The sequence below is a fragment of the Methylomonas sp. genome (genome assembly GCF_023228165.1).
GTDB lineage: Bacteria > Pseudomonadota > Gammaproteobacteria > Methylococcales > Methylomonadaceae > Methylomonas.
Map to the genome: position 1 here is coordinate 44,430 of NZ_JALOBS010000020.1, position 21,912 is coordinate 66,341.

Annotated in this window: 19 protein-coding genes; 11 read left to right on the forward strand and 8 right to left on the reverse strand. The window is 43.6% G+C overall.

Annotated elements, in window-relative coordinates:
* Nucleotides 1-98 precede the first annotated feature (98 nt).
* Both M0R33_RS15395 and M0R33_RS15400 read left to right on the forward strand, forming a co-directional pair.
* Nucleotides 99-1,487, forward strand: coding sequence for a protein kinase (locus M0R33_RS15395; RefSeq protein WP_292571075.1), 1,389 nt, complete (start codon nucleotides 99-101; stop codon nucleotides 1,485-1,487).
* A gap of 558 nt (nucleotides 1,488-2,045) precedes the next feature.
* A complete protein-coding gene (locus M0R33_RS15400) occupies nucleotides 2,046-2,519 on the forward strand; it encodes a hypothetical protein (protein ID WP_292571077.1) in 474 nt (157 codons plus the stop codon).
* Between the two features lie 47 nt (nucleotides 2,520-2,566).
* On the opposite strand, the gene M0R33_RS15405 is transcribed toward M0R33_RS15400, so the two are convergent.
* Nucleotides 2,567-3,646 (reverse strand): hypothetical protein, encoded by a 1,080-nt coding sequence (locus M0R33_RS15405; RefSeq protein WP_292571079.1) that lies wholly within the window; start codon nucleotides 3,644-3,646, stop codon nucleotides 2,567-2,569.
* A gap of 528 nt (nucleotides 3,647-4,174) precedes the next feature.
* Between M0R33_RS15405 and M0R33_RS15410 the strand changes: the two genes are divergently transcribed.
* Nucleotides 4,175-4,813: a dual specificity protein phosphatase gene (locus M0R33_RS15410; protein WP_292571081.1), complete on the forward strand. Its 639-nt coding sequence runs from the start codon at nucleotides 4,175-4,177 to the stop codon at nucleotides 4,811-4,813.
* Nucleotides 4,814-4,877: 64 nt separating this feature from the next.
* Here the strand turns inward: M0R33_RS15410 and M0R33_RS15415 are convergent, their stop codons facing one another.
* Nucleotides 4,878-6,569: a transposase gene (locus M0R33_RS15415; protein WP_292571083.1), complete on the reverse strand. Its 1,692-nt coding sequence runs from the start codon at nucleotides 6,567-6,569 to the stop codon at nucleotides 4,878-4,880.
* A gap of 11 nt (nucleotides 6,570-6,580) precedes the next feature.
* On the opposite strand from M0R33_RS15415, the gene M0R33_RS15420 reads away from it, so the two are divergent.
* Nucleotides 6,581-7,930 carry a hypothetical protein gene (locus M0R33_RS15420; RefSeq protein WP_292571085.1) on the forward strand — a complete coding sequence of 450 codons (1,350 nt, stop codon included), beginning with the start codon at nucleotides 6,581-6,583 and terminating at the stop codon, nucleotides 7,928-7,930.
* Between the two features lie 219 nt (nucleotides 7,931-8,149).
* Here the strand turns inward: M0R33_RS15420 and M0R33_RS15425 are convergent, their stop codons facing one another.
* On the reverse strand, nucleotides 8,150-8,509 hold the full coding sequence (locus M0R33_RS15425) for a hypothetical protein (protein WP_292571087.1): 360 nt from the start codon (nucleotides 8,507-8,509) through the stop codon (nucleotides 8,150-8,152).
* 71 nt (nucleotides 8,510-8,580) lie between these two features.
* Here M0R33_RS15425 and M0R33_RS15430 point away from each other — a divergent pair, with 71 nt between their 5' ends.
* The 5 genes from M0R33_RS15430 to M0R33_RS15450 all read left to right on the forward strand — a co-directional run bounded on the left by M0R33_RS15430 (nucleotide 8,581) and on the right by M0R33_RS15450 (nucleotide 12,454).
* Complete coding sequence (locus M0R33_RS15430; protein ID WP_292571089.1) at nucleotides 8,581-9,858, forward strand: HNH endonuclease; 1,278 nt, start codon at nucleotides 8,581-8,583, stop codon at nucleotides 9,856-9,858.
* A 485-nt stretch (nucleotides 9,859-10,343) separates the two neighbouring features.
* Entirely contained in the window at nucleotides 10,344-10,901 is a 558-nt protein-coding gene (locus M0R33_RS15435) for a hypothetical protein (RefSeq protein ID WP_292571091.1), read from the forward strand.
* A 148-nt stretch (nucleotides 10,902-11,049) separates the two neighbouring features.
* The gene (locus M0R33_RS15440) at nucleotides 11,050-11,613 is read left to right on the forward strand and encodes a hypothetical protein (RefSeq protein ID WP_292571093.1); all 564 of its coding nucleotides are present in this window, start codon (nucleotides 11,050-11,052) and stop codon (nucleotides 11,611-11,613) included.
* A gap of 97 nt (nucleotides 11,614-11,710) precedes the next feature.
* A complete protein-coding gene (locus M0R33_RS15445; RefSeq protein ID WP_292571095.1) occupies nucleotides 11,711-12,049 on the forward strand; it encodes a hypothetical protein in 339 nt (112 codons plus the stop codon).
* 69 nt (nucleotides 12,050-12,118) lie between these two features.
* Nucleotides 12,119-12,454 (forward strand): hypothetical protein, encoded by a 336-nt coding sequence (locus M0R33_RS15450; protein ID WP_292571097.1) that lies wholly within the window; start codon nucleotides 12,119-12,121, stop codon nucleotides 12,452-12,454.
* Nucleotides 12,455-12,525: 71 nt separating this feature from the next.
* On the opposite strand, the gene M0R33_RS15455 is transcribed toward M0R33_RS15450, so the two are convergent.
* The 3 genes from M0R33_RS15455 to M0R33_RS15465 are packed head-to-tail and all read right to left on the reverse strand — an operon-like array spanning nucleotide 12,526 to nucleotide 15,191.
* On the reverse strand, nucleotides 12,526-13,743 hold the full coding sequence (locus tag M0R33_RS15455) for a hypothetical protein (protein ID WP_292571099.1): 1,218 nt from the start codon (nucleotides 13,741-13,743) through the stop codon (nucleotides 12,526-12,528).
* Between the two features lie 55 nt (nucleotides 13,744-13,798).
* Nucleotides 13,799-13,975 (reverse strand): hypothetical protein, encoded by a 177-nt coding sequence (locus tag M0R33_RS15460; RefSeq protein WP_292571101.1) that lies wholly within the window; start codon nucleotides 13,973-13,975, stop codon nucleotides 13,799-13,801.
* Between the two features lie 37 nt (nucleotides 13,976-14,012).
* Nucleotides 14,013-15,191 (reverse strand): hypothetical protein, encoded by a 1,179-nt coding sequence (locus M0R33_RS15465; protein ID WP_292571103.1) that lies wholly within the window; start codon nucleotides 15,189-15,191, stop codon nucleotides 14,013-14,015.
* A 140-nt stretch (nucleotides 15,192-15,331) separates the two neighbouring features.
* Here M0R33_RS15465 and M0R33_RS15470 point away from each other — a divergent pair, with 140 nt between their 5' ends.
* The gene (locus tag M0R33_RS15470; RefSeq protein ID WP_292571105.1) at nucleotides 15,332-16,366 is read left to right on the forward strand and encodes an alpha/beta hydrolase; all 1,035 of its coding nucleotides are present in this window, start codon (nucleotides 15,332-15,334) and stop codon (nucleotides 16,364-16,366) included.
* 63 nt (nucleotides 16,367-16,429) lie between these two features.
* On the opposite strand, the gene M0R33_RS15475 is transcribed toward M0R33_RS15470, so the two are convergent.
* Nucleotides 16,430-19,312: an adenylate/guanylate cyclase domain-containing protein gene (locus M0R33_RS15475; RefSeq protein ID WP_292571107.1), complete on the reverse strand. Its 2,883-nt coding sequence runs from the start codon at nucleotides 19,310-19,312 to the stop codon at nucleotides 16,430-16,432.
* Nucleotides 19,313-19,526: 214 nt separating this feature from the next.
* Between M0R33_RS15475 and M0R33_RS15480 the strand changes: the two genes are divergently transcribed.
* The gene (locus M0R33_RS15480; RefSeq protein WP_292571109.1) at nucleotides 19,527-20,636 is read left to right on the forward strand and encodes a hypothetical protein; all 1,110 of its coding nucleotides are present in this window, start codon (nucleotides 19,527-19,529) and stop codon (nucleotides 20,634-20,636) included.
* 171 nt (nucleotides 20,637-20,807) lie between these two features.
* On the opposite strand, the gene M0R33_RS15485 is transcribed toward M0R33_RS15480, so the two are convergent.
* Nucleotides 20,808-21,899 (reverse strand): hypothetical protein, encoded by a 1,092-nt coding sequence (locus M0R33_RS15485; protein WP_292571111.1) that lies wholly within the window; start codon nucleotides 21,897-21,899, stop codon nucleotides 20,808-20,810.
* Nucleotides 21,900-21,912 lie beyond the last annotated feature (13 nt).

Consider the following 21,912-nt stretch of genomic DNA (forward strand, 5'->3'; position numbering starts at 1 on the left):
CGGTCGAAATATTATTTTTTTCTTAAAGCTGAATCGGCGATTTTCAATAGCAGTACCCGTGTAGCGTGTGAGCCTTCAGCGAGCACAATTTCACCAAAATGGCAACGGAAAAAAGCGACAACATGTCGCGTGAATTAACGGCGATTATCCCGAGTATCCAAATTCATCGAAAAATAGGCGCTGGAGCGTTTTGCGATGTATATGCAGCGAGATTAGCAGAAGATAAAGTCGCAGTAAAATATTACATGAATTCGACTTTTTCCTTCGAGAATGAGCGGCGCGTTCTCGCGCATCTAAATCATGATAATATTGCGAAAATTCGCCAAAGCGGCTATATTGCCGGCGATGTAATGAGCCTCGATGATAGGCATTATAATCCGCCAATCCCATATTTCATCATGCCGCGCTATTATCAAAGTATTAGTACTCTTGTGCGCGAGTATCAGAAAGCGAACAAAAATGAGATGCCAGCGCATGAATTAGTCGCGCATATATCTCGCCAATTATTCAACGCGCTAAAATATTTGCGCAAGAGTGGAGTCATTCACGCAGATATAAAGCCGTCAAATGTTCTCTTAACGGTGCCGATTTCAGAATGTACGCGACTCGAAGATTTCCATATTGTACTATGTGATTTCGGCTCATCATCATTACTCGATACAAGCGCACAAGAGAAATCTGCGGACCATGCTCAGCAAGAATTGCCGCGCCCGGCGTGTATGCATGTCGGCACGATGCCATATATTTCGCCAGAGATTCTGCTCGGGAGGAGATATTCCTTCGAAACTGATATATGGTCGGCGATGCTCGTTGTATTTGTCCTCTTATTTGGTGAAGATTTATTCGATGTATTCAATGATAGCAATCTCGATTATTTCGATAATGATTATATTAAGGGGATTTTCATCAAAGAAGAGAGTGAACACGATTCTGAATTCGATGAACACTCGCAAAGCGAGAAAAGTGAAAACGACGGGGGGAAGTCTGCAAAACACTCGCGCAGCGAGAAAAACTCCACCAGAGGCTCTGCAGAGGGCTTAGCCGAAGGTTCTGCTGATTCGGAAGATTCATCTATGGATGATGAATCGTCATCCAAAACTGCTGATATATCATTTGATGAGTTATATGCTCATTTTGTTCTATTTTATAAGTTTTTAGGCACGCCGCCAGACGAAATGCTCAATAATGAGTTGAGAAATCTCTTTGACAATGGACTGCCGCGATATCATCAGCGAATAAAAAGAGTGACACTGAGCGAGTTTATCCGCCGAAATTATACTCTTCTCGATGCGAATCTCGCGCGAATTGTAGATTTTCTGCAGATGGGATTGAAATATGATTACACTGTGCGAGCAACACCGGATGAAATTCTTAGCAGCGATTTCATTAATGGCGCGGCTGAATTGCCAGTCGCAGTTGTGGCAGCAGCGTCGGCATCGGCATCTCAAAGTAAATCATATTCAAAGAAAAGAAAAGCGAAACATTAATCACTCGCAGTTCGCGCGAATCGCGTTTTTTTGCACAAGCGCGCAAAAAAATAGTCAGCGAAATATACAAACCCATATTCTAAGGAATATCCCAGAATCTCTCTTTCGAGCGATTCGTCGCCTACTCAGGTCTGACAAATATCCCGCATCTCGCGCATTAAAGCCGCCACTCCTAAAAGCTTTACGCGATTAATAATATTCGCATCGTGACTGGAATGCGAATATTGGCGAAATCAGCACTAAGACTCGAGCAACATTGACTTCGCACAATATTTTAAGTATTGTGCAAAATCGCCACCGCACAAGAATAACTCCCACAATTACCAAATTGCGCGGCAATTAGTAATCAATCCAATGGAAATCCAAAGGAAAAATTGCCAACCACCGTCAATCCGACATCGCAAGAGAAAGCGCGCCATTCTCGCCATCTATACCTGCCGACGATGCAACTGAGATTGCATTATTCCATGTGTGGCTTAATTTCACGGCATTGGCAAGTAGTATACAATCAACATTTGCGGCTCTAAAATAGATAATTCACCGTGGCAATAATATATAATGTCGCGCTTGACTATCGCATTGATTATAGTTATCATTTTATTAGTGATTCTCATCTTGCGCAACCATTCGCGCAATAAAGCGCTTTGCGTAGCGTGCCTCGGAGGCTTTTGGTGCGCACCACCAGAATTTTGCCAAGAAGCAGGGCTGAATTCGCTGATTCTCTATTTGGTGCCGGATAGTGGCATTTCTTTGTTTGACATTTCGATGCGCGGCAGTATTTGCGTGGATAATGACGCGCCAATTCCTATGACTGTGTGCGTACCGCAAAAAGTGGTTCGCGGCGAAACAGCGGTCGTTTCTTTCCATTGTGATGACAATGCGGGTATATTTCCGCTACCAACAAAACAGCCAGAAATGCGACTGGATGTTTCCCGCGGGAAAATGATTCTTCTTGACGCGAAAAAACGCGAAGTCGTCGCATTATTATACAAAGATTATGATTTGGAAAGCGCCGCTGCGGCGGAAAATTGAAAAAAATATTTTCGTAATCTCAACTGAGGCGCTGTGAACGCGCGCGTTTATTTTTCTTCTTCGGAGTCATTTTCTTTGGACTCATCCTCGGAATCTTCCTCAGAACCCTTTTTGGATGCCTCCTTGGATTCTTTTTTGGATTTTTCTTTGGATGCTTCTTCGGATTCTTCTTTGGGTTTTTCTTTGGGTTTTTCTTTGGGTTTTTCTTTGGATGCTTCTTTGGATTCTTCGGACAATTCATTTGCCGAAGCGCTTTCAGATGCGTCAGCTGCACCATCCGCTGGTGCAGCGACTGAATCAATTTTCGCTTTCTTTGCAGCGGCTGCATCTGCGCTGGTTTGTTTTAGATATTCCGAGAGGGAATCCATTGGCAATCCGAGCATAATCGCGACCTGCACAATCTTCAAATCGCCAATTGGCGAAGTATCAAGATTGACAATTGTGATTTGCGCGAAAGACATCGCCAAATATTTCACTAAAATGACGAGTAAATTCGCAATTATCCCGATTTTCGGTGATGCGATTTGCTCTGGTGTCAATTCATCATGCATGAAATTCTTAATGATAACCGCCGATGAACCATTTGTATCGGCGTATTGAGCAACGCGCGATGCATGAAGTTCATCTGCATATGCAGTGAATTTATTTCCAATATTAATAAGCGCGGCTATCAATCGCGCAGAATTATCTTTCGCGCTTTCGAGTATATTTTCGTTTTTGTCATTAAGCCAGTCACCGATTTGATTCGCGAGCTCATTATGGAGATATTCCATGAAACGCACGAGTGCCGGGCAACTTTTCGGCGCGATGCTCATCAGCGATTTTGCTTTCGGCTCGTCGCTTATTTTTGTGATGATATTCGATAAATCATCATTCCAATGAGCAAAGTTTGAATTTGGAAATTTGGTTTTAAACTCCGCTGATGCGAGGTCTGCGATTGCGGCGAGGAAAGCCTTCTGGAATAACAGCGGATAGAATTTATTAATCGTCGGAACGACTTCGACTGCGCGTCTAATTGCTTTCTTCCTTGAAGCCGCAGCCGTTGAATCCCCAGTTTTGCGAGGGGTTTTCTTTGCAGTGCTCGTACCAGATTTCTTTCCCGTGCGCGTAACAAGTCCAGCAGGCATTCTTTCTATGAGTAAAAGTTCGTGTGTTTAAGCTTGTTTGTTTATTATGTTTTAGGAAATACGGGAATTCAATTTTTGAAGAGGCTAACGCGTCGCTTCGACCCCCAAAAGGACTTTGAAGCAGTTTCACCTCTATCATTTGTTATTGGCAATTCCCCATGATTCGCGCATTGTTTGCCAAATTCATATCTATTTTTTGAGAAATAATAGCAAAAAGACAACAACTCTACTTCTATCCAAACACCAAGTGCGCACATTATTTCTCTTCGATAGTTGCTTTGCACGTTGTCATATTTGAAATATTTCCGGGAAAATAAAGGTGAACTCATACAAACGATTGGCGACAATGCGCGCGAATATGCAGTAAATCGTATCAAAATATAGTGCGCCCGAAGCAAAGAAGAAGTCTATTCTTTTGAAATTCTCAATCCGAAAGATAATTAACCGCGGCGATATAAGATGTCAGTGCCGGCAAAATTAAACACGCCAGAAAGCAAATATTATCTCGTATTATGCGGAATATCGGAAATGAATCGCGAAACGCTGCTTACGAGCAATGTCAAAACAATAATCAACGTGGCAAGTGAGTGTAACTATCGAACACCAGATTTCTCGCCGGATATTCATTTGTATAAATTCGATATCAAAGATGAGTTCATAAGTATATTGGATTATTTAGAATGTATTCCGGCAATAATCGCGCGAAGACTAACTGTCGGAAATATTTTAATTCATTGTCAAGCCGGCATAAGCCGTTCCCCGACGATAGTTATTGCTTATTTGATGATATATCACCGAATGAAACTCAACGATGCGTATGCTTATCTCTTGAAACTGCGACCGCGAGTATTTCCGAATCCGCAGTTTATGCGAGATTTGATGGAATTAGAGTTTAAATTATTCGGAAGTCGTTCCTTTAATGATAAAATTGACGCGCATACAGTATCATATATCGCATCTTATGCAGGTCTCAATACTGCGGAACAGCGCGATATCGCCGCAGAATTATATTTTAGTTTCGAATGCGATTATCGGCGGATTATTAAGTATTACGATGAACAAAAGATAAATTTCCAAACCGTTACATCGAACTTGATATTTCTTGAAAAGAAGAACTATCCGAGGCTTATCCGTTCGTTCACCTTTCAGCCTATAAAGGCTAATTAGCAAACTCCCGTGAATAAGCAAGTTTTTGACGACTTGTAACAAGCCGAACGCATGGCGTTATTTTTTATGCCATACATCGAAGTAATATATTGCGAGCACCATTAACATCCCTGCCGATACTCGAATGGCAGTTGGCGCAATTGTAAACCTCATCCCCCCCGAGATTACTTTTGCATTCGCCACAGTGGCTGCACAATTTTGAAGTAAAATGTTCGTCAACAACAGTGAAATTCCTGCTATATTGTTGACATTTGAATGCCAATCTTTCGCGAAATTTAAAGAATGAAAGAGCATAAGCAATGCGTTTAGACTTATCGGAAATACCTCCCTGAATGTTATTACTTGAAATCCCTTTGGCACTTAAATCGCCAATCAGAATCGTTTCATAGTTTTCAGTAAGATATTTAGCAGTCTTCCAATGCAGCTCGGTAATCATTCCTTCAATCTTTCTATGGCAACGACGTTCTATTCTTTGTTGCTTCTTTTTTGATTCGCAGACTTTTTTAGCATTATCGATCCTCTTGAGTTGTTTGCCAATTTTATCGTATGCCAGTTTTTTGCCACAAATCGCTACAGAGCCTTTTTCCGACACACCGGTCATAAAAGTCCGCAATCCTGGATCGAGTGCAATAATGCTGCAATCAGCCTTTGTTTTTTCTGCCGTGATTGATTCGGGGACAAGAAGCGTAAAATTATTATAAATCCTATTGAATAAAACCCTGCATTCCGACGTTATTCGGCTGGTTTCAAACGGCAGATTATTGTAAGTTAGTTGTATTTTGCCGAATATCTTTTCACACAGAGTGTTATTCCTAAAATATGATGATTCAATATCGATCAATAAGTGTTTTTTGCTTACACGCCACTTTCTGATCCGAAAATGAGAAATATTCTTTGCGCGAATGTTAGATAATCCAGATTTATAATTGGCGCACGCCAGTTTTATTGCTCCATCAAGAGAGTGCGCAACGATTTTCGTGTTTTTCATGAAACGCGGATGTTGGGATTTTAGCCGGATTTCTTCTTTTTTGGTTTTCAGATTGTCTGTACGAATACGAATCCATGATATAGTTTTCGGCTGTGCTGTATTAATAAAATCGATTGTAGCATTATACATCTGGACATAAGCGTACATCCATCGTAACATTATTTCCCGTTGGTCATCGTTTAGTGTCAAACTTACTTGCTTACAGCGGATCAGTTCGTCTTTTTTCGCCTCAAATTGCGAGCTGACATTAATACGATTTTTCTGCCTTGTAGCAAAATTCGTCTCTGAAATATTAAACCATGTCTTCTGGTATTCTACATTTTGCGGGGGAAGAGTCTTTCGTGTTTTGCCGAATGTTTTGGTAGATTGTTTCTTGATTATATCCTGCAGGACTTGCATACTGCTCAACTGTAAAGCTGGCTCATTTGTATATAAAAAAGATAAATGAATACATTTAGATGAGAAGGAGAAGCTACATAAATGCGTTTTATGGTGACTCTTTTCAAGAAATATCAACCTTTTTGTTACAAGTTGCAACCCTCTTTCGAGCCTTCGGCGAACTCCCGCAAAGCGGTCGAGGCTCCGCCGAACTCCGCCAAAGGTGTTGATGCTCGGAGTTCGCCGAGCTCGGCGAAGCATCGACCCCTCTGGGGGAGCTCTTCTTCGCTTCAAAAATTGAATTTTGGCATTGGCATTAAAAACAATACGCTCTATAAAAATCAAACGCTCAAGAGAGAATAATAAATCAACAACACTCAGCGACAACATCGGCTCAAAAAATGGCAATCCGCCGAGAGGCTTCTGCCTCGCCGAGTTGGGGCGATATGGCGGATGAAGATGATATTCCGATCGAGATGCCAATTTTTGAACAATCTCCCAAAGCTCCCCCGGAGGGGTCGAGCCTTCGGCGAGCTGAAAGTGAGTCAAAACGCAAATTATTTTCAAGTGATGCGGAAATAGACAGCGAGTCGCTGCGGGCATCGTCGCAAAATGAGCGTGATTCTGCAAAGCGCGCATTAAGTGAGCCGCCAATTCAAGATTCAATCCAGCGCAAAGACAAAGCCGCAACACAGGAGCAAGATTTTTCCTTGGAAAGCCCAAGTGATGAATCAGTAACAGAAGTAGAATATTCGCAATGCGAAGTATCGCCTTTGAGCTTCAGCTGCGATGCAGAAGATTTACCGAAAACGCGCAGTGATTCGCCGCGCGAAGAAATTTCGCCGGAGATTATAGATTGCAGAAATGCGGAATTATTGCGAGAAACTCGCGTTCTGCATTGCAGCGAACCACAAAATGAAGAACAATCCCATGCAGCAAGCACGTCGACACATATTCGCACTCACGCATCCGTTAAATCTTCCGCTACGGTGCGCGAATCGTTGAAAGTATCAAAAATGAAATATTCGGAAGTTGTAATACTGCATCCGCCAGCACAACCACAACCTGTTTCCCATTTTTCGCCAATCACAGCGAAATATCATCGGCGCGCAACTGGACAACTCCAACGAAGTGGTCGCGGCTCCACCAAATTTTCCGATGCATCACATATCATATCTGACCGCAAAAGTGATACGGATTTATCATTTTACGATTCCTTTTCCTCGGAGACACATGCACATTTGCCTTCGGTGCGCACACGAAATATGCATTCGACTCATGCGCGTTCGCCTTTGGCACGTCCATTTTGTGAATCAACACCGTGCGATTCAGTGGATGAAGTAATTGTAATACCGAATTATGCCGCGCCAGAAGAACCTCCAGAAGACCCAGAGGAATTCGAACTTCTCAAAGAGAGTCTGGAAATTATTATTGGAACGCTTCGCACGTGTGATTTCAAAAACGAGATGATAGTTTACATAAATGAAATGCCGTTTACATATTTAAAATTCGGTCCTGCGAAAGATGTCGAACCATGGCATTTACACTCTTGGATGCGCAGGCGCGTAAAATTCGCTCAGATAATTAGCCTCGAATGCGAATTGCGAATTCCGGATGAGCTATTGGAAAAAGTAAACGCGGATTCCGATGAAAAAGTGGGCGAATATCAGCGATTCTGGCACTGGAGAAGAAGCGAAAGTCCCTTTCAACCCCCTAATTTTGAAACTACCTCTTGCGATTCTGAATCATAAGAAAAAATAAAAGCATGTTGCCTCGCAACGCGCTTTTATTTGAAATATTTCTCTTTGATTCTTTAAAAATCAAAACAAACATTTCAAACTCATTCTATAAATCCATTCGCGAATAAATATTCGCAGGTGATTCTTTTTTTGCATCGATTTCTCTTAGAATCATTCGGAAACAAAGGCAAATCCATGCGCGAAATAGAGGTTTCCGGATAATAGCCGCGATTAACAAATTGGGGCATTGAAAAGAGATGAAGCACTTGCTTCGCTCGCGCGTGAGTCCCCCTTCAATGAAAGAGACCAATCGTCAAAATCTACTGAATCAAAGTCAATGCCTGGAATATCTTGATGAATAATCGCAACGACTTCACGATTTGCCCAATAATCATTGCAAAATTTCGGGCGAAAGCAAAATAAACGCTGTGTTGTGCCGCAGAGCACATATTCACTATCGCTGATGCCGAATGTTTGCGGAAGACGAAGGCTCACTTTCGCGAGATTGCTGCGCAAATCGCGCATCAAAACACATACTTCGTATTTTTTATCCTCATCAGCCCCAGCAACGCCGGCTATAATTGTCTCCATTATAGCAAAGATAGTTAATTATTCTAAATTAAGGTAGCATAACTAAATAAAACTGAATACGGTGCTGTTAAATGGCAGCCGAAATTAAACCAAATATCCCAGCAATTACAAAGATAACGATTCGCGAACTTCATTGCTATTCATCGCGCGTAAATGCCGAACGCGATAAAAAAATCTTCATTGATATTCATCCATATTATCAGCGCGCATATGAACCGTGGGATTCCAGGGCGCGAACTGCGCTAATAGAAACTATTCTTTTGGGTCGTGTGATGAATCCTATTTGGTTCATTCCCAACATTACGGCACATTCCATAGAATGCATCGATGGCATGCATAGGATTTGTAATATACTCGATTTTATCAAAGATGATGGATTTGTACTTGGCAAATTTGTTGAATGGTCGCCATATTGCGCGCTTGCTGGCAAACGCTTCGTCGAATTGCCTGTAGAATTGCGCGAGAAGATTTGGAATTACGCATTAGTTGCGAATCATCTGGAAGAGGCATATCGCGAATCTCCTGCGCAATTGCAATATGTTTACGAACTGCTTAATGGCGCATCAAAGCCGCTTAATTCGTATGAACTCAATCGCGTGCGATTCGCGAATTTCTATGAATTTCTCGCGGAATGCAGAAGCGATTTTCCAGCGACTTCGCCAATTGCGCGCGGCGCAAATATTGCGCGCGGGCAATTAGATAAACGACTCGTCATCATAATTGCCGTGTATCGTGACCCTCTTCTTCGCGATTTAACGCGCCGCGAAGGTGTATTCGAAGCCTGGATTAATGCGAATCTCGCGAAAATTACGCCACAAGTCGCCGCGGAAATCAAAGAAAGTCTTATCAAAATGCGAAATTACGCTGACGACATGCGCGAAATCGGCATATTTCGCGGCGAACAGGGCGAAAATCTCGAAGGATTGGTTGTTCATGAACATTTTCTGTATATTGTCGCCAGATGCGCGGCGCTGATTCATAACAAAGAAAAGTTTCGGCGAATCGCGCGCGTTGATTTAGCGGCAAAGTTTCGCACGCTTCTGCAAAAACAAAATCTGTGTGTAGAATTGAAGCAGCGCGATAGAGGAATCAAATTCATTCGCGCGCTGATTCATTATATCGATGCGATAATTACTTCTTCTCTTGAGGAATTCGATACGAAGCGGTGTTTTTCTCGCGATTTGATTGCCGGCAAATTAAAGTTACAAGGCGGAATGTGTGCGATTTGCGGAATTGCGGTCGATATTGGCGATGCGGAAGGAGACCATATCGTTCCGTACTCGTCGGGCGGCATGACAACGCCTGAAAACCTACAAGTCGTTCATCGCCACTGTAATCGCGCTAAATGAGTATATGGCAAAGCTATTCTTTTTGAATCTCGTTTCTGTAAATCAGTTAAAGAGGCAGTGTAAAACAGCAATTAAACCGAGCGACATACGCTTCGGCATATAAACTCATGGCAACAATCAACTTTCCCCTCAAAGCTGAGAATCTTACTTGGATTGAAGTAGATTCGGCAACTTGTGGATTCTGCGACCAGCATTTATTCCGCACTGATTGTATGCCAGACTTGTTCTGTAAAAACGAGAAATGCCGTCTGTATCCTTCATTCGCCGAGTGCGTTGAAGGACTATTCTACGAATATAAAAGGCATGCAGCGCATAAGCATCTTCCGCATACGAAATATGCGGAAAGTGTGAAACGCGTTATGCCTCATAGCATTGTAGCTTGAACGAAAGCGTTCACGAAGCTATCGAGCACTGCGAAGCAGCGACCCCTCCGGGGGAGCCTTCGCCGAGCTCTGCTATTCATTAGCTAGACGTTGGTTCTTTTTTTGAATTTCGTATTACTAAATCAGTTAAAAGCAGTGTTCAAAGCAAGGAACAGTTATAAACTCAAGATGGAAAAACCTGAAGCTTGTGTGACAATTGGAGAGTCGTTAGCGAAATTGCACTCAGCAAATTTTCGCGGGATACTACCGGGAGAATATCAGATATTTCGCCAATGCTCGCATTGTGATTGCGGAATTCAATCCCGCGAAGGTGCGGAGAAATGGTGCCTGCACCATAAAGGGGATTGCATGATTCTCTCGCTTTTGGATGTTAATCCGAAAGATAACACGCTGATTGATATGCGCAAACGCCTCATGGAAGGCAGGAAATGGATTTCCCGCGATTTACTCGAAAAGTTTGGTTTCTATGAAGCTGAAGCCATATCGAATCCAGCCGGAACGTGGAGGAACGTCGTTAGGCGTGTTTTGAGACATGCGAAGATTCCACCCCAGGGTTTCGTTGTTGATAAGAAAAATGAGGTTGGTGAAGCAGTAACAACTCGTGAGACTCTCGGCAAAGCCCCAACGCGTCCTTCGGAAAGATTGGCGTGGCATTGTTAAATAAGAAGAATTCGTGCATTTTGCCGAATACTGTTGGAATGAACTGTTATCTTTTTTTTGAAACTCGTTTTGATAGATTATCATAACACATATAAATTCATTCAACGCGTGTTTAGCAAGGCTAAATACAAGCATTTAAACTCAACAAATGGACTCTTCTTCGAAATATGTAAAGCACGCGCCCACACAGGGTCATCATTATATGCGCGTTCCGCGCGAAGAATTAAAACCTCATGCGCCTCGCGCTGAATTTGTTCCGCGCGTTTCGCAGGATTTTCGCGAACCATCGCATGAAACCCGCCCTCCGCGCGTTCCGCAAGACATTCGTTCTGCTCCGCGCACTTTGATGGTCAAAGATTCGCCAATTCTTCTTCCTTCGCGCAAATGTCGCTCAGTCTCCACTGAGTACGCCGAATGTGCGATAATTACGCAAGATGAAAATCCTCAAGATTGGTTTAAAATTGACCGCCGCTGCAAATACTGCGGAAAGCATCTGCAGTGTTATCCAGGCACAACAAATGCATTCTGCAAGTCCAAACTATGTAGGCTAACTGAAGCGCTGCACGTTCTTCCAACAGACGAGACGTTCATTTTCGAATGTTGGATGTATATCCAAAGTGTCGAGCATGGCGACGATTGCGAATTGGATCTCAATTCACAAGTGCCCAGCACGTGCGATGAAGATAAAGAAGATGAACTCATCGACGAGTAACTCTTCAGCATCTCTGCGGTGCAACAAATCGATACTGAAGCGAAAAGAAAATGCAAAAACTGATTTTATTTTTTTCGCCAATATATAACGAAGGAAAATGAATAAGATTGTGATTATTATTATTGTGGTTCTTCTCTTGATTCTTCTCCTTGGCGGAGGAATTTGGTTCTTGATGAGCGGCTCAAAGAAAATCACATGGAAGAAATCGCGTTTCGGCTGGATTGTCGGCACCGATGAAAAAGGCGTTCGCCGTTGCTATGCCGCGGATAAAACGAATTGTAATGGCTCGGCGGCAGCGTTCCCGCTTTCCGTTAATGCCGCAGCGTTAAATGATGACTCACCGGCACTCGTTTGCGGTGCGGATCACTTGGCGAAATGGGGAAATACGGGGATTACGAAGCCCAATCATTGGTGTAATCCGGATGTGTCGTTATAAATCGCACGAGATTTTTCCTTTGCGAAGAAATTTCTTTTTTGTCACAATATATAGTCGCAGTTCAAAAGAATGAATAAGATTGTTATCATCATTGTCGTGATTATTCTCTTGATTCTTCTCCTCGGCGGAGGATATTGGTTCTTGAAGAGTAGTTCGCCAAAAATCACATGGAAGAAATCAGAAAAGGGCATTATTATCGGCACCGATGAAAAAGGCGTTCGCCGTTGCTATGCCCCAGATAAAATGAATTGCGAAGGATGGGGTGGCGGGTTGTCGACACTCGATATTTCGAAATTCAACGATGAAACGCCGGCGCTTGTTTGTGGCGCAGACCATGCCGCGAAATGGGGCGGTACGGGATTCGACGATGAAGGTCATTGGTGCAATCTTAATACTGTTATGTAAAAGATTTTATCGTGAGGAGATTATTTTTTTCGAAAAAAATAAACACGCTAACATACTCGCAAATTCTTTTTTTATATATGCGTGAATATTGCCTCGGTGGTTGCCTGCTGCGTTGAGCGAGTAAATCGCAGTGAGAATGCGATTCGGTTTTTCGCAATAACGCAAGTGAATGCCTCTCCAACAACTGGAGGCGGCGCTAAACCTGTCACATCGACATTTACTCGAAAAGAGAGTGGTAAAAAGAGATATTTATCGACTTTATATCCACCAGGGCGCGTCAAAAGAGTTGTCAGCGGTGATGCAGCGACCAATTCGAATATCACGTCTACGGTTATGCCAGAAGTATATGGGATAATCGCCAAGAGTGATTGCATATCCAACACATTAAACCAAGTATAGCGATTATCAAGCATATCAATGCCGCCATATGTGCATGCGATTCGCGCCGGCGGAATCGCCAAACGCGCGATATCATTTCTGAGCAATGGATCCGGATACCAAAGTTGGAAAGATAAATCATCGAGCATTGCGGTAGGCTGTGGAAGCAAAAATGTATCGCGCAATGGGCGAAGTGTAATTATTTCGTCATCCAGATTATCCACGACGAATTCGAATTGCGCATAGACAACTGCACCGCTCTGCATTTTTAGCTGCATTGAGCCCTGATTATTGGAAATCTTTATGAACTGCAGATAGACGCGTTTTGCTGCCAATGGGTCAGTTCCCAACTCAAAATTTGCACCATATTGAGCAACATTGAATACCTTCGGAATAGAAAACTCTTTAATATTGATGGCGATTATGCGGTCGAGCTGAAAACTCAAGCCACTCAATACACTACCCGTATAAACTGTGCAACTGCCATCTGGCAATCCAGAAAATATATTCAAAGAAAATAAATCGAAATTGACTAAAATATCTTCTGTTCCTGAACCTGGAGTAAGAGTTACTGCGGGAAGATGAATTGTGATATTATTTTCATCATGTGGAACTGGAGGCGGTGCCATCGGCTCATCACTGCCGGCGTCTTTAATTATTTCATCTTTGGCGACAATTCCGGCTAAATATTGATGCATATCTACAGCGAGAACTGGTGACTGTTTGCGCGCTTCGCCGCCTTTTTTTACACCACCAGTCGCCGGAAGTGCAACATTACGCTGCATTATTTCGCGCCGTTGTTGGCGCTGTAAATCAACGATATTTTGCGCAGCACGAGCAGAACCTGGTGGTGGCAATGCGCAATAATTTGCTTTTGCTGTTCTCGATTCTAATCCGCTCGGGCGAATCATCGCGGTATTCTATATATTGATTAATTGCCCAAAAAAAGTGTATAATTCGCAATCGTCATGAATTTCCTGCGCAATGAATCGCGGATTTATCACCTTGTGGTTCAGCTTTTACAATATGCGAATACTGCGCAGCATCCCGGCTATTCGGCGGCTTATCTATTTTCGCAGCGAATTTCTGCGTGAATGATATCGGCGGATGCGTCGGAGTGTCATCACTATTTTTTGTTGCCATTATATTAATTATCCATGAAATACGTTCAGTGTCTTTTTTATCGTATTAACTCTATCTCGACAACTGCATCACCAAGCGAGAAAAGCGCATTATTTCCTCTTGCGTTAATAAATGTAAAACTGAGAGCCGGAACTGTAGGCTGAACCAAACATTCCACTGCAGTCGCGGCAACTCCACCCGAAGGATAAATATAATCGCTCGTTGAAATCGCGCTGGAACTCACCGGAATTGTAACGAGCGTATTATCACTTGCGCTATTTTCGAGCCGAAGACGCCCTAATCCTGTTATTTGGAGATTAATAACTTGTCCTTGTGTATCAAGATGAGATGGCACATCCGCAGTAACTGTGGCATCTGCGATAAATGTTTGCGTAGCGCTAAATCCCAGTGTGTATGCAATATCTGATTGCGAGAAATCGATTCCGAGCTGTCCTATTGCGGCTAATTTTGTAGAATCGATTGTCAAATATACTTCTTGTGTTGCCAAATTCTTCGCGAGACTGAATCCAGGGTCAGTGCTATCAGCCCACCAGCCTAATGAGTCCGCTACATAATTTATTGCCGCGTTTATATATGCCGGGCTATATGTTCCGCTCGTTAGTGCGATCGCCTGCCACGCAACACCGCCATTATTCGAAATGCGAATTACGGTGTTATTGAATGTCGAATCAAGATAAACGCCCCAAGAGTTCAATAATGCCGCCGAGTCGCCTGTAAACGCGCCATCAACGATGAATGATAATACCACCGTGAATCCCAGTGTTGTATGAATATCGCTCACAGCTAAATCGAGTCCCAATTGCCCTGGCGCGGCTAATTTTGTAGAATCAAGTGTGATAGTTATTCTTCGCGTTATTCCATTTAGCGTCATTGAAAATCCAGGGAATAATGGATTTGCCCACCATGCAAGTGCGGCAGCTTCTGCATTTATAGCTGCGATTAACAAAGAATAATTTGTAACTTCTGCGCTCATGGTAAGTGTCGTCCATCCAACGCCACCATTATTCGAAATGCGAATTGTGCGGTTATTGAGTGTTCCGCAATTAATGACATTCGGAATTGAACGCGGCAAAACGCATTTCAACACTCGCACGCGCATCGGCTGCTTTGATTCGCCAAAGATAATCGGCGATGCAAATGTAAGCGTGCCATCTCTCACGCCAAGTGTTGCCTGAGTGCTGCGATATTCGAGGATTATACTATCAATTGTTGACATTTATCCGCGTTATATAATTCTACAGCTGCTTTTTTTTGAAATTAACAGTTGACGAGCGATTTCTTACGAGGATTCCCACAATTAATTTTCTTTTCAAAAAAAGCGACACATAACATATATACGGCATTTCAGAGCATTGTGTGTATCATCAATCAAGAAAAATGCAGTCAATCTCCGTTGTTTTATTCGCGCTCATCATAGCATGCGCCGCAACGCATCTTCACCATCCGCCGCTGGAAATGCTCAATTTCACGCTGAATGGGCATCAAGAATGGATTCAGTTGTATCATGTGTACAAACATCCAACCGACCCAATTTTCATTCTGATTTCTGGCTCCGGCTCTGATTATCGCCCGATTATCATGTCGCCAGATGGAGTTCTTCTTTCGGATTATCTCGCAATGAATGGCATACAATTTTACGCGCCTCTTTTCCGCGGAATGAGTTCTGAATCATCGCCGCTAAATGGCTCTCTCTTCGGAATTGAGAGCATGACTAATGATACAGAAATCGCAGTCGACCACATTTTGCAAATGAATCCGCATGCGCCCGGCGTTGTGATGTTCGGCGATTCTCTCGGCGGCGACGTTGTAATCCGCTATAATTCGCGCCACGGCGTTAAACGCACTCTCGGGATGCGCAACAAATTGTGTGGAACAATCGCGCAGGGCGGTCCTTATTCATCGCTTGCACTTTCATTCATGCCAATGTTGGAACAAATGGCATCTTTTCCGGTTGACAATCTACCAGTTCCGCTGCTTTTTCTTAACGACACGCTCGCACTTGATTCATTTGCGGAACTCGAGAATGAGATGACAAATTACGACCTGGAATTCAACTCAGAACTCAAGCATGAAATGTACGAGCATACTTTCCTTGTTCCGATTGGACCATTCAAGGTTGATTTCTCGAATTTCTCGCGCATCATGTATGATTGGGAACACACTGATGTCGATGTGCCAATGCTCGTCATGAATGGTTACGATGAAAAAGTTATTGATTTGCCATCGACAATCGACGGTTTTGCAGCAATGCCAAGCGCAGATAAGGAAATGATTATCTGGGGCAATGGCGGGCATATGGTGTTCTGGGAATTGGCAATCTATGAGAAATTCCGCACGGTGCTCATAAATCGCGCAAAGAGAATGATTTCTCTTTGCACTTATGAGGTATGAAGATGCAAAAGTAGCAAAAAAGAAGGTGTTTAGTGGAAATTGAAGATTTTATTTTTTTGCACCTTATCTCATCAATTTCGATGCAGCGCAGACGCGTTTAATATCTTCTGCGATATTCGCCGGCGGAATCTGAATCTCCGTTCCACCATAAAAATGCACCACAATTCCGCCAATCGGCGCTTTTGCCTGAAGATATTCGGCTTCTTTTAGAGCATCTCCTTTGCATCCATAAAACCAACCATTTCTATTGCTCCGTGTTGAGACGATTGTCATTTTGCTGCTCGCAATTCCAACGCGAATTTCTATTGGCAATCCGCCGATGCAAATCGCTTTTTTGCGAAGATTGTCCAAAATTGCATGCGCGAATTCAAGAACAGCAATTTCGTGGTCGCGCGTGATATCGAAAATATTTGACACAGCGACATAAGCATCGCCGAGTGTAATCAATTTGCCAATGCGACCTGCGAATTGCGCGCTTGTAAGTATCGAATCGAAGCGAGAGAAAATTTCATTCACGCCTTGCACGATATCGACTGGCGAAACGCGCGAACAAATCCCAGTGAAATTCACAACATCGGCGAAAAGCACTGAACAGATGCCCAATTCGAGACAAGTTGAGCCTTCTGTTTCTATGTATTGTGCCATTCGCGCTGGCACCATTTGCGCATATAATTCGCCGTAACTTTCATTTGTTTTGAGAAGAAGTTGCGCTTCTGCTTCGGATGTACGCCGAACAAGATGAGCGGTCTCAGTAGAACGCGCGGCATGAATCATTTTTAGCGCATCAATAAGACATGCAGTTAATACTGATATTGCGTATATTTCTTTGTTTGGTACACCGGCGGCGAAACAAATGACAATAGTCGGGACATTTATGATAATCAACGCGAAGAAATAATTGCTCACGGGGATGATTTGCGTTGTAATGAGAATACAATCGTAGAAAACCCAAATTGGCGATTTTACAAATATAGCCGCAATGACACAAGCGATAGAACACGCCGTGGAAATCTGCATGATATACATTGTGTAAGCAATCGCGCCATAGTAAGTATTTTTATCTACTTCATGCGTTTGCTTTGCGCGAGAGCCGCAGCGAAGATAAATTGGCGCACTCGCAAAGAGAATCGCGGTCGTCGCAATAAGAGCTGCGAAAACTGCCTGCTGAACACTTGATAATTTCTGCACTTCGCCATTTATAAATCCGCTTATCGGCGTGAATGAAAATCCCAATGTAGTAATCACCGCAGTAATGATATCGATATTTCCTTTTACCATTCGCTGCCGAAGTTCCGAGGATAATTGCGTCGACCACCATCCATTCGTAATGCTATTTTTTGATTTGCTCCAATATGGCGATGAAATTGTCGCAATTTCTGAAATAGAATCGCGACTCGATGTGCCTGGCGAATTGCTAACTTCGTGAATTTGATAATACGAATCACTGTGCGCATTTGGGCGCGCATCGGGAAAATTCGTCAAATCCACGCGAAATGCCTCAACTTCGCCCTTTCCTTTGAGCGACATTTTCGTCAACACGTCCGTTGGCAATTCGTCATCATGTTGCGAAACGATGCATATTTCATTATTTTTTGCCTCACGCATCAAACGCGCAGCAACATTTACAGAATCGCCCCAAATATCGTAACAAAGAATGGAAGTGCCCACAATTCCGCCGACAAACCCATTGCAGCAAATCCCAGCGCGGATTATAGTGCCATTGTGTATTTCTCGCGCAATTAGCCAGCGCCGAATATATTGAACCAACGCGATAAATGCGTTCACATTATCCGCTTCTATAAGGCTGTCTGCCGCAATAAGGAATGTTGAATTATATATTTTGATTGATTCTATTCCGCATTCTTCGCAATACGCCTTGACATTAAGCAACAAATCGAATTCTTTTTTTGCATTTGATACGCATCCGAATTCTAATGTTGCTGCAGCATTTCGCATTCCCGATGCGGCACTTCGCGTGGAAGTCTCCGGCAATACTGCGTCGCTAAATAGAACTTCCATGAACATTACTCCGCCATTTGGGCAGCTCTCGTGGAAATGCGGCGATTGATGATTAATGATTCCGCGCATCACTTTCTTCGCTATGCGATTCGGCATTGATTTTTCAATGAGATTTTGGAAATTTCTATTAGCCGCAGATAGTTGCTCTTTTTTGATGCGTAGAATCTCACAAGATATAAATTCGTAAAATTCACTATGTAGCGCCATAAAGCACATAAATGCCATACATGGTGTTACACCAACAGCCGAAAATATCACGAAAACTCTATCTGCGCCAGTGAAGCCAGATGCGCAACAGGCAAAAATGACATTCGCAATTGTAACTGTGAAAATACCTGCAACCTGAAATGCAAACGGAAGTCTCATATTATGCATTGAATAGACTCTACACGCCAATGCCCCGAAGAAAAGTGTTTCTGCAGGTTTGCCGCTCGATAATATCGTTGCAATAATGCCGACGGCGATTTCACATGCAATATCGAACCACGCGAGCGCGAATGCTGCCACTCTTGAAAATGAATCGACTCTGCGATTTTCCGCGGTTCCGCGGGCACAACGCGCCAATTCGATTATCGATTCTCCGCAAATAAGCAAAAGTGGCAAGACATCCAACACGATTAATACTGCAGTTAAGTAATTACTCAAGGAGAATGCGAATGGAATAATAATACACTGCGCGATTGCGAGAAGAACTGGCGAGAAAATGCGGCGATTCATGAAGCCATTTGCATAATAACCCCAACTAAATGCGTCGCCAATAGAATTACCGGGCAATTTTTCAACATCCCCGGAATCGGCAAAATGGAATGACCAAAGATGAAATTCATATGCGCCGCGAGATTCGCCGATTTCAGCGCCAACTTTTGCCGGCGTGAAAGTCAAAAATGACCGCAATTGTCGTAGTACAGATTTCATGATATTTGGCATTTGCTTCTATATTTAGATACTCCTAAAAGTGAAAGCGCTTCACAGCTTTGCCGAGCTTCACTAAAGTGTCGCAGCGTTGCTAAGCCTTTCTCTTGATATTATAGGTTTCCAATTTCACTTTTTGAATTTCGTTAAGTAAGATTATTATATTCAGCCTGTTATTGTGTTCTCAACTCTTTAGCCAAAAGCTACCCCCTTATAAAGGCGGTTTTTGATGGCTTGTGCGTTGGTAAATATGTCTTCGGCTCAAAGCCTCGATGCCTCTGGCGGAGCTCGGCGAAGCCTCGACCGCGAAGCGGGAGCTCAGTCCCTGTGGGAATATGCTCAAAGCCTCACCCGCTATGCGTATGTTCCTTCGAAATCCCATTTCGCTGAGAAATCAGCAAATGCGATTAAGTGTCCCGAATATTCCAAAAAATGCGATTCCGTGGAATGCGACCCGTCATTGTTTACGCCAGTGTATATCGCGGAAACAAAATCTTGTGCCGATTCTCTGGAACAAGTTTCAAGCAAGCGCATCAAATGCGCGATAGTTCCTCCGCCACTTGCAACTGAAGAGGAATTGGAATCTTTCGTACCGTCCGAAATTGTTGGCGAAAAAGAGAGATGTGACCTCCCAGCAAAACGCCCACAAGATCCATATTCTGTTCGCGATATGATTCGAGATGAATATCCTTCGAGCAGTGAAGTGATATCAGATTCTGATTATTCATCTTACGAAGATGATTATCGCGCGAGTTCTACCAGAGGTGCCGATGCTTCACCGATTTCGCCAAAAATGGAACGCAGATTTGCAGCGCCATCAGTGGACGATTCTCCTGTGAAACACTCTGCGAAGGCTCCCATTTTGCGTAGCCTTCGGCGGACTCGTTATGCAAGTGAGCGTTATGGTACTTCTGCGGAACAATCGTACATTAGGCGCACTCGGCAAAGCTCCACCGGAGGTGTCGAGCCTGCGGCGAGCCTCGGTGCCGTTGGCGTTTCTCATCCAAAAGTACCGCGCGGAATATCTGCTGATAAATCAACTAGCAGCAAAATGGACGAATTTATGAAATTTCTTGGCAATGTCGCGTACATTGCGGCAACAGGAGGAAAACTCCGGTTCATTGTTTATTCCCTCGATGGCAGCAGCCAGATTATTGAATATACGAAGCCACAGAATATTAAATTCGTAAGCGCTTCATTCTTGTCGGATTTCATCTATAAAAAGTTCGGTTTGCCAATTGCATTCATTTCGTGCAATAAGGTAATCTGTGTCGATGATAAGGAGGAATCAGTGCAATGTGGAGTATTTTCCACTGCGAAAAAAATCATCCCCGCGTGATTTGTATAATACGCGGCGCTGATTCCCCTGAGCCCAACGAACCCCGTTTCTGATTATGAGTATACGTACGATTGTTCAATACCCCGCGTCCTTTCTTTTTTGTACAAAAAAAGAATCACATCCAATCGCGGCGAAGCAAGCGATAGAGTCGCTGATGTGCTCGCGCTGTGTTTATTCTGCCGAGTCTATGAATAATAGCGTTGTAAGGGGCTCCTCTACGAAGATATAGCCAATCGACCGAACTTTCAACCAGCGAGTCATTTTCTGGATCCAATGATAAAAGTCTTCGACAGAATACTTATTTTGAGGCTCTGGTATATTGAAAAGTCGTTTGCTTCCATTTATCTCGACAATCGTTATTGCACCACGTTTGCCAAATCCTGGCATTAACAACATTTGCTGCAAAATCCGCCCGAGTTTAGTAATTTCCTCCTGTTGTTCTGCTGCGGAAAGAGGAAGTCCTATTTTTTTCGAGATTGGCACGGATTGTTCTTGGTAAAATTGCGGCGCCTTAAATTGCCGCTCGCCAGAGGTTCGCTCGCTGCGCGAGTGCTCTTGCGGATGATAATGCCTTACTTGTCCGCTGCGAAATTGTTGCTCGGAGGTTCGCTCGCTGCGCAAATGCTGTTCTTGTGGGGCAGTAGAGGAATCGGGGCGTTGCTGGGATTCGCGCTCCGTAAAGCCTCGCTCACGAGGCATTTGCTCTTCATAGTGTTTTCTATGCCCACCGCGTCCGCGAAATCCGCTTTTTTCGCGATTATACTCCATACGTCTGCGTAATTCGTCTTCCATTCTAAGAGTCTCAGCTTTTTCTTCTTCGTTCATCAAAATTGGCAGTGTTCCGGTGGAGGAGGAGCTCGGCGGAGCCTCGACCGCGAAGCGGGAGCTCGGCAAAGTCCCAACACCTCTGGTAGAACGCTGAGTTAATTTTGGTGCTTCTTCGTCTGAACTCGGCGAAGCTTCGATGGCTCCGCCAGAACTTTCAGTAGAGCGGCTTCCACTTCGTGGAATTTCTCCTTCTTCTGCGACATCTTTATCTGGACTTTGAGATGCCTCTGGCGCATCTTCTACTTTTTGAACACGCTCGCTACGCAAGTGCTCGCTAATGGCTCGCTCCCGCGGCGCGTGCTTATCATCGGAGATATCCCTTTGAAGTGTACTGCTTTCAGCAGTGAGGCTTTGCCGAGCTTCGCTTTTTTCGCATGAATTGACGAGCGCATCGAGCAAATGGCGAGTGCTTAAAGCTACAGGCTTCGCAGCCATTCTCAATATTTTC

Bases quoted from the DNA above. Each gene is read 5' to 3' on its own strand.
- M0R33_RS15415 (WP_292571083.1), bottom strand. From the start codon at position 6,569: ATGTTGTCGCTGAGTGTTGTTGATTTATTATTCTCTCTTGAGCGTTTG.
- M0R33_RS15465 (WP_292571103.1), bottom strand. From the start codon at position 15,191: ATGTCAACAATTGATAGTATAATCCTCGAATATCGCAGCACTCAGGCA.
- M0R33_RS15460 (WP_292571101.1), bottom strand. From the start codon at position 13,975: ATGGCAACAAAAAATAGTGATGACACTCCGACGCATCCGCCGATATCA.
- M0R33_RS15425 (WP_292571087.1), bottom strand. From the start codon at position 8,509: ATGGAGACAATTATAGCCGGCGTTGCTGGGGCTGATGAGGATAAAAAA.
- M0R33_RS15400 (WP_292571077.1), top strand. From the start codon at position 2,046: ATGTCGCGCTTGACTATCGCATTGATTATAGTTATCATTTTATTAGTG.
- M0R33_RS15480 (WP_292571109.1), top strand. From the start codon at position 19,527: ATGGCTTGTGCGTTGGTAAATATGTCTTCGGCTCAAAGCCTCGATGCC.
- M0R33_RS15450 (WP_292571097.1), top strand. From the start codon at position 12,119: ATGAATAAGATTGTTATCATCATTGTCGTGATTATTCTCTTGATTCTT.
- M0R33_RS15410 (WP_292571081.1), top strand. From the start codon at position 4,175: ATGAATCGCGAAACGCTGCTTACGAGCAATGTCAAAACAATAATCAAC.
- M0R33_RS15440 (WP_292571093.1), top strand. From the start codon at position 11,050: ATGGACTCTTCTTCGAAATATGTAAAGCACGCGCCCACACAGGGTCAT.
- M0R33_RS15475 (WP_292571107.1), bottom strand. From the start codon at position 19,312: ATGCCAAATATCATGAAATCTGTACTACGACAATTGCGGTCATTTTTG.
- M0R33_RS15485 (WP_292571111.1), bottom strand. From the start codon at position 21,899: ATGGCTGCGAAGCCTGTAGCTTTAAGCACTCGCCATTTGCTCGATGCG.
- M0R33_RS15430 (WP_292571089.1), top strand. From the start codon at position 8,581: ATGGCAGCCGAAATTAAACCAAATATCCCAGCAATTACAAAGATAACG.
- M0R33_RS15395 (WP_292571075.1), top strand. From the start codon at position 99: ATGGCAACGGAAAAAAGCGACAACATGTCGCGTGAATTAACGGCGATT.
- M0R33_RS15420 (WP_292571085.1), top strand. From the start codon at position 6,581: ATGGCAATCCGCCGAGAGGCTTCTGCCTCGCCGAGTTGGGGCGATATG.
- M0R33_RS15405 (WP_292571079.1), bottom strand. From the start codon at position 3,646: ATGCCTGCTGGACTTGTTACGCGCACGGGAAAGAAATCTGGTACGAGC.
- M0R33_RS15455 (WP_292571099.1), bottom strand. From the start codon at position 13,743: ATGATTCGCCCGAGCGGATTAGAATCGAGAACAGCAAAAGCAAATTAT.
- M0R33_RS15445 (WP_292571095.1), top strand. From the start codon at position 11,711: ATGAATAAGATTGTGATTATTATTATTGTGGTTCTTCTCTTGATTCTT.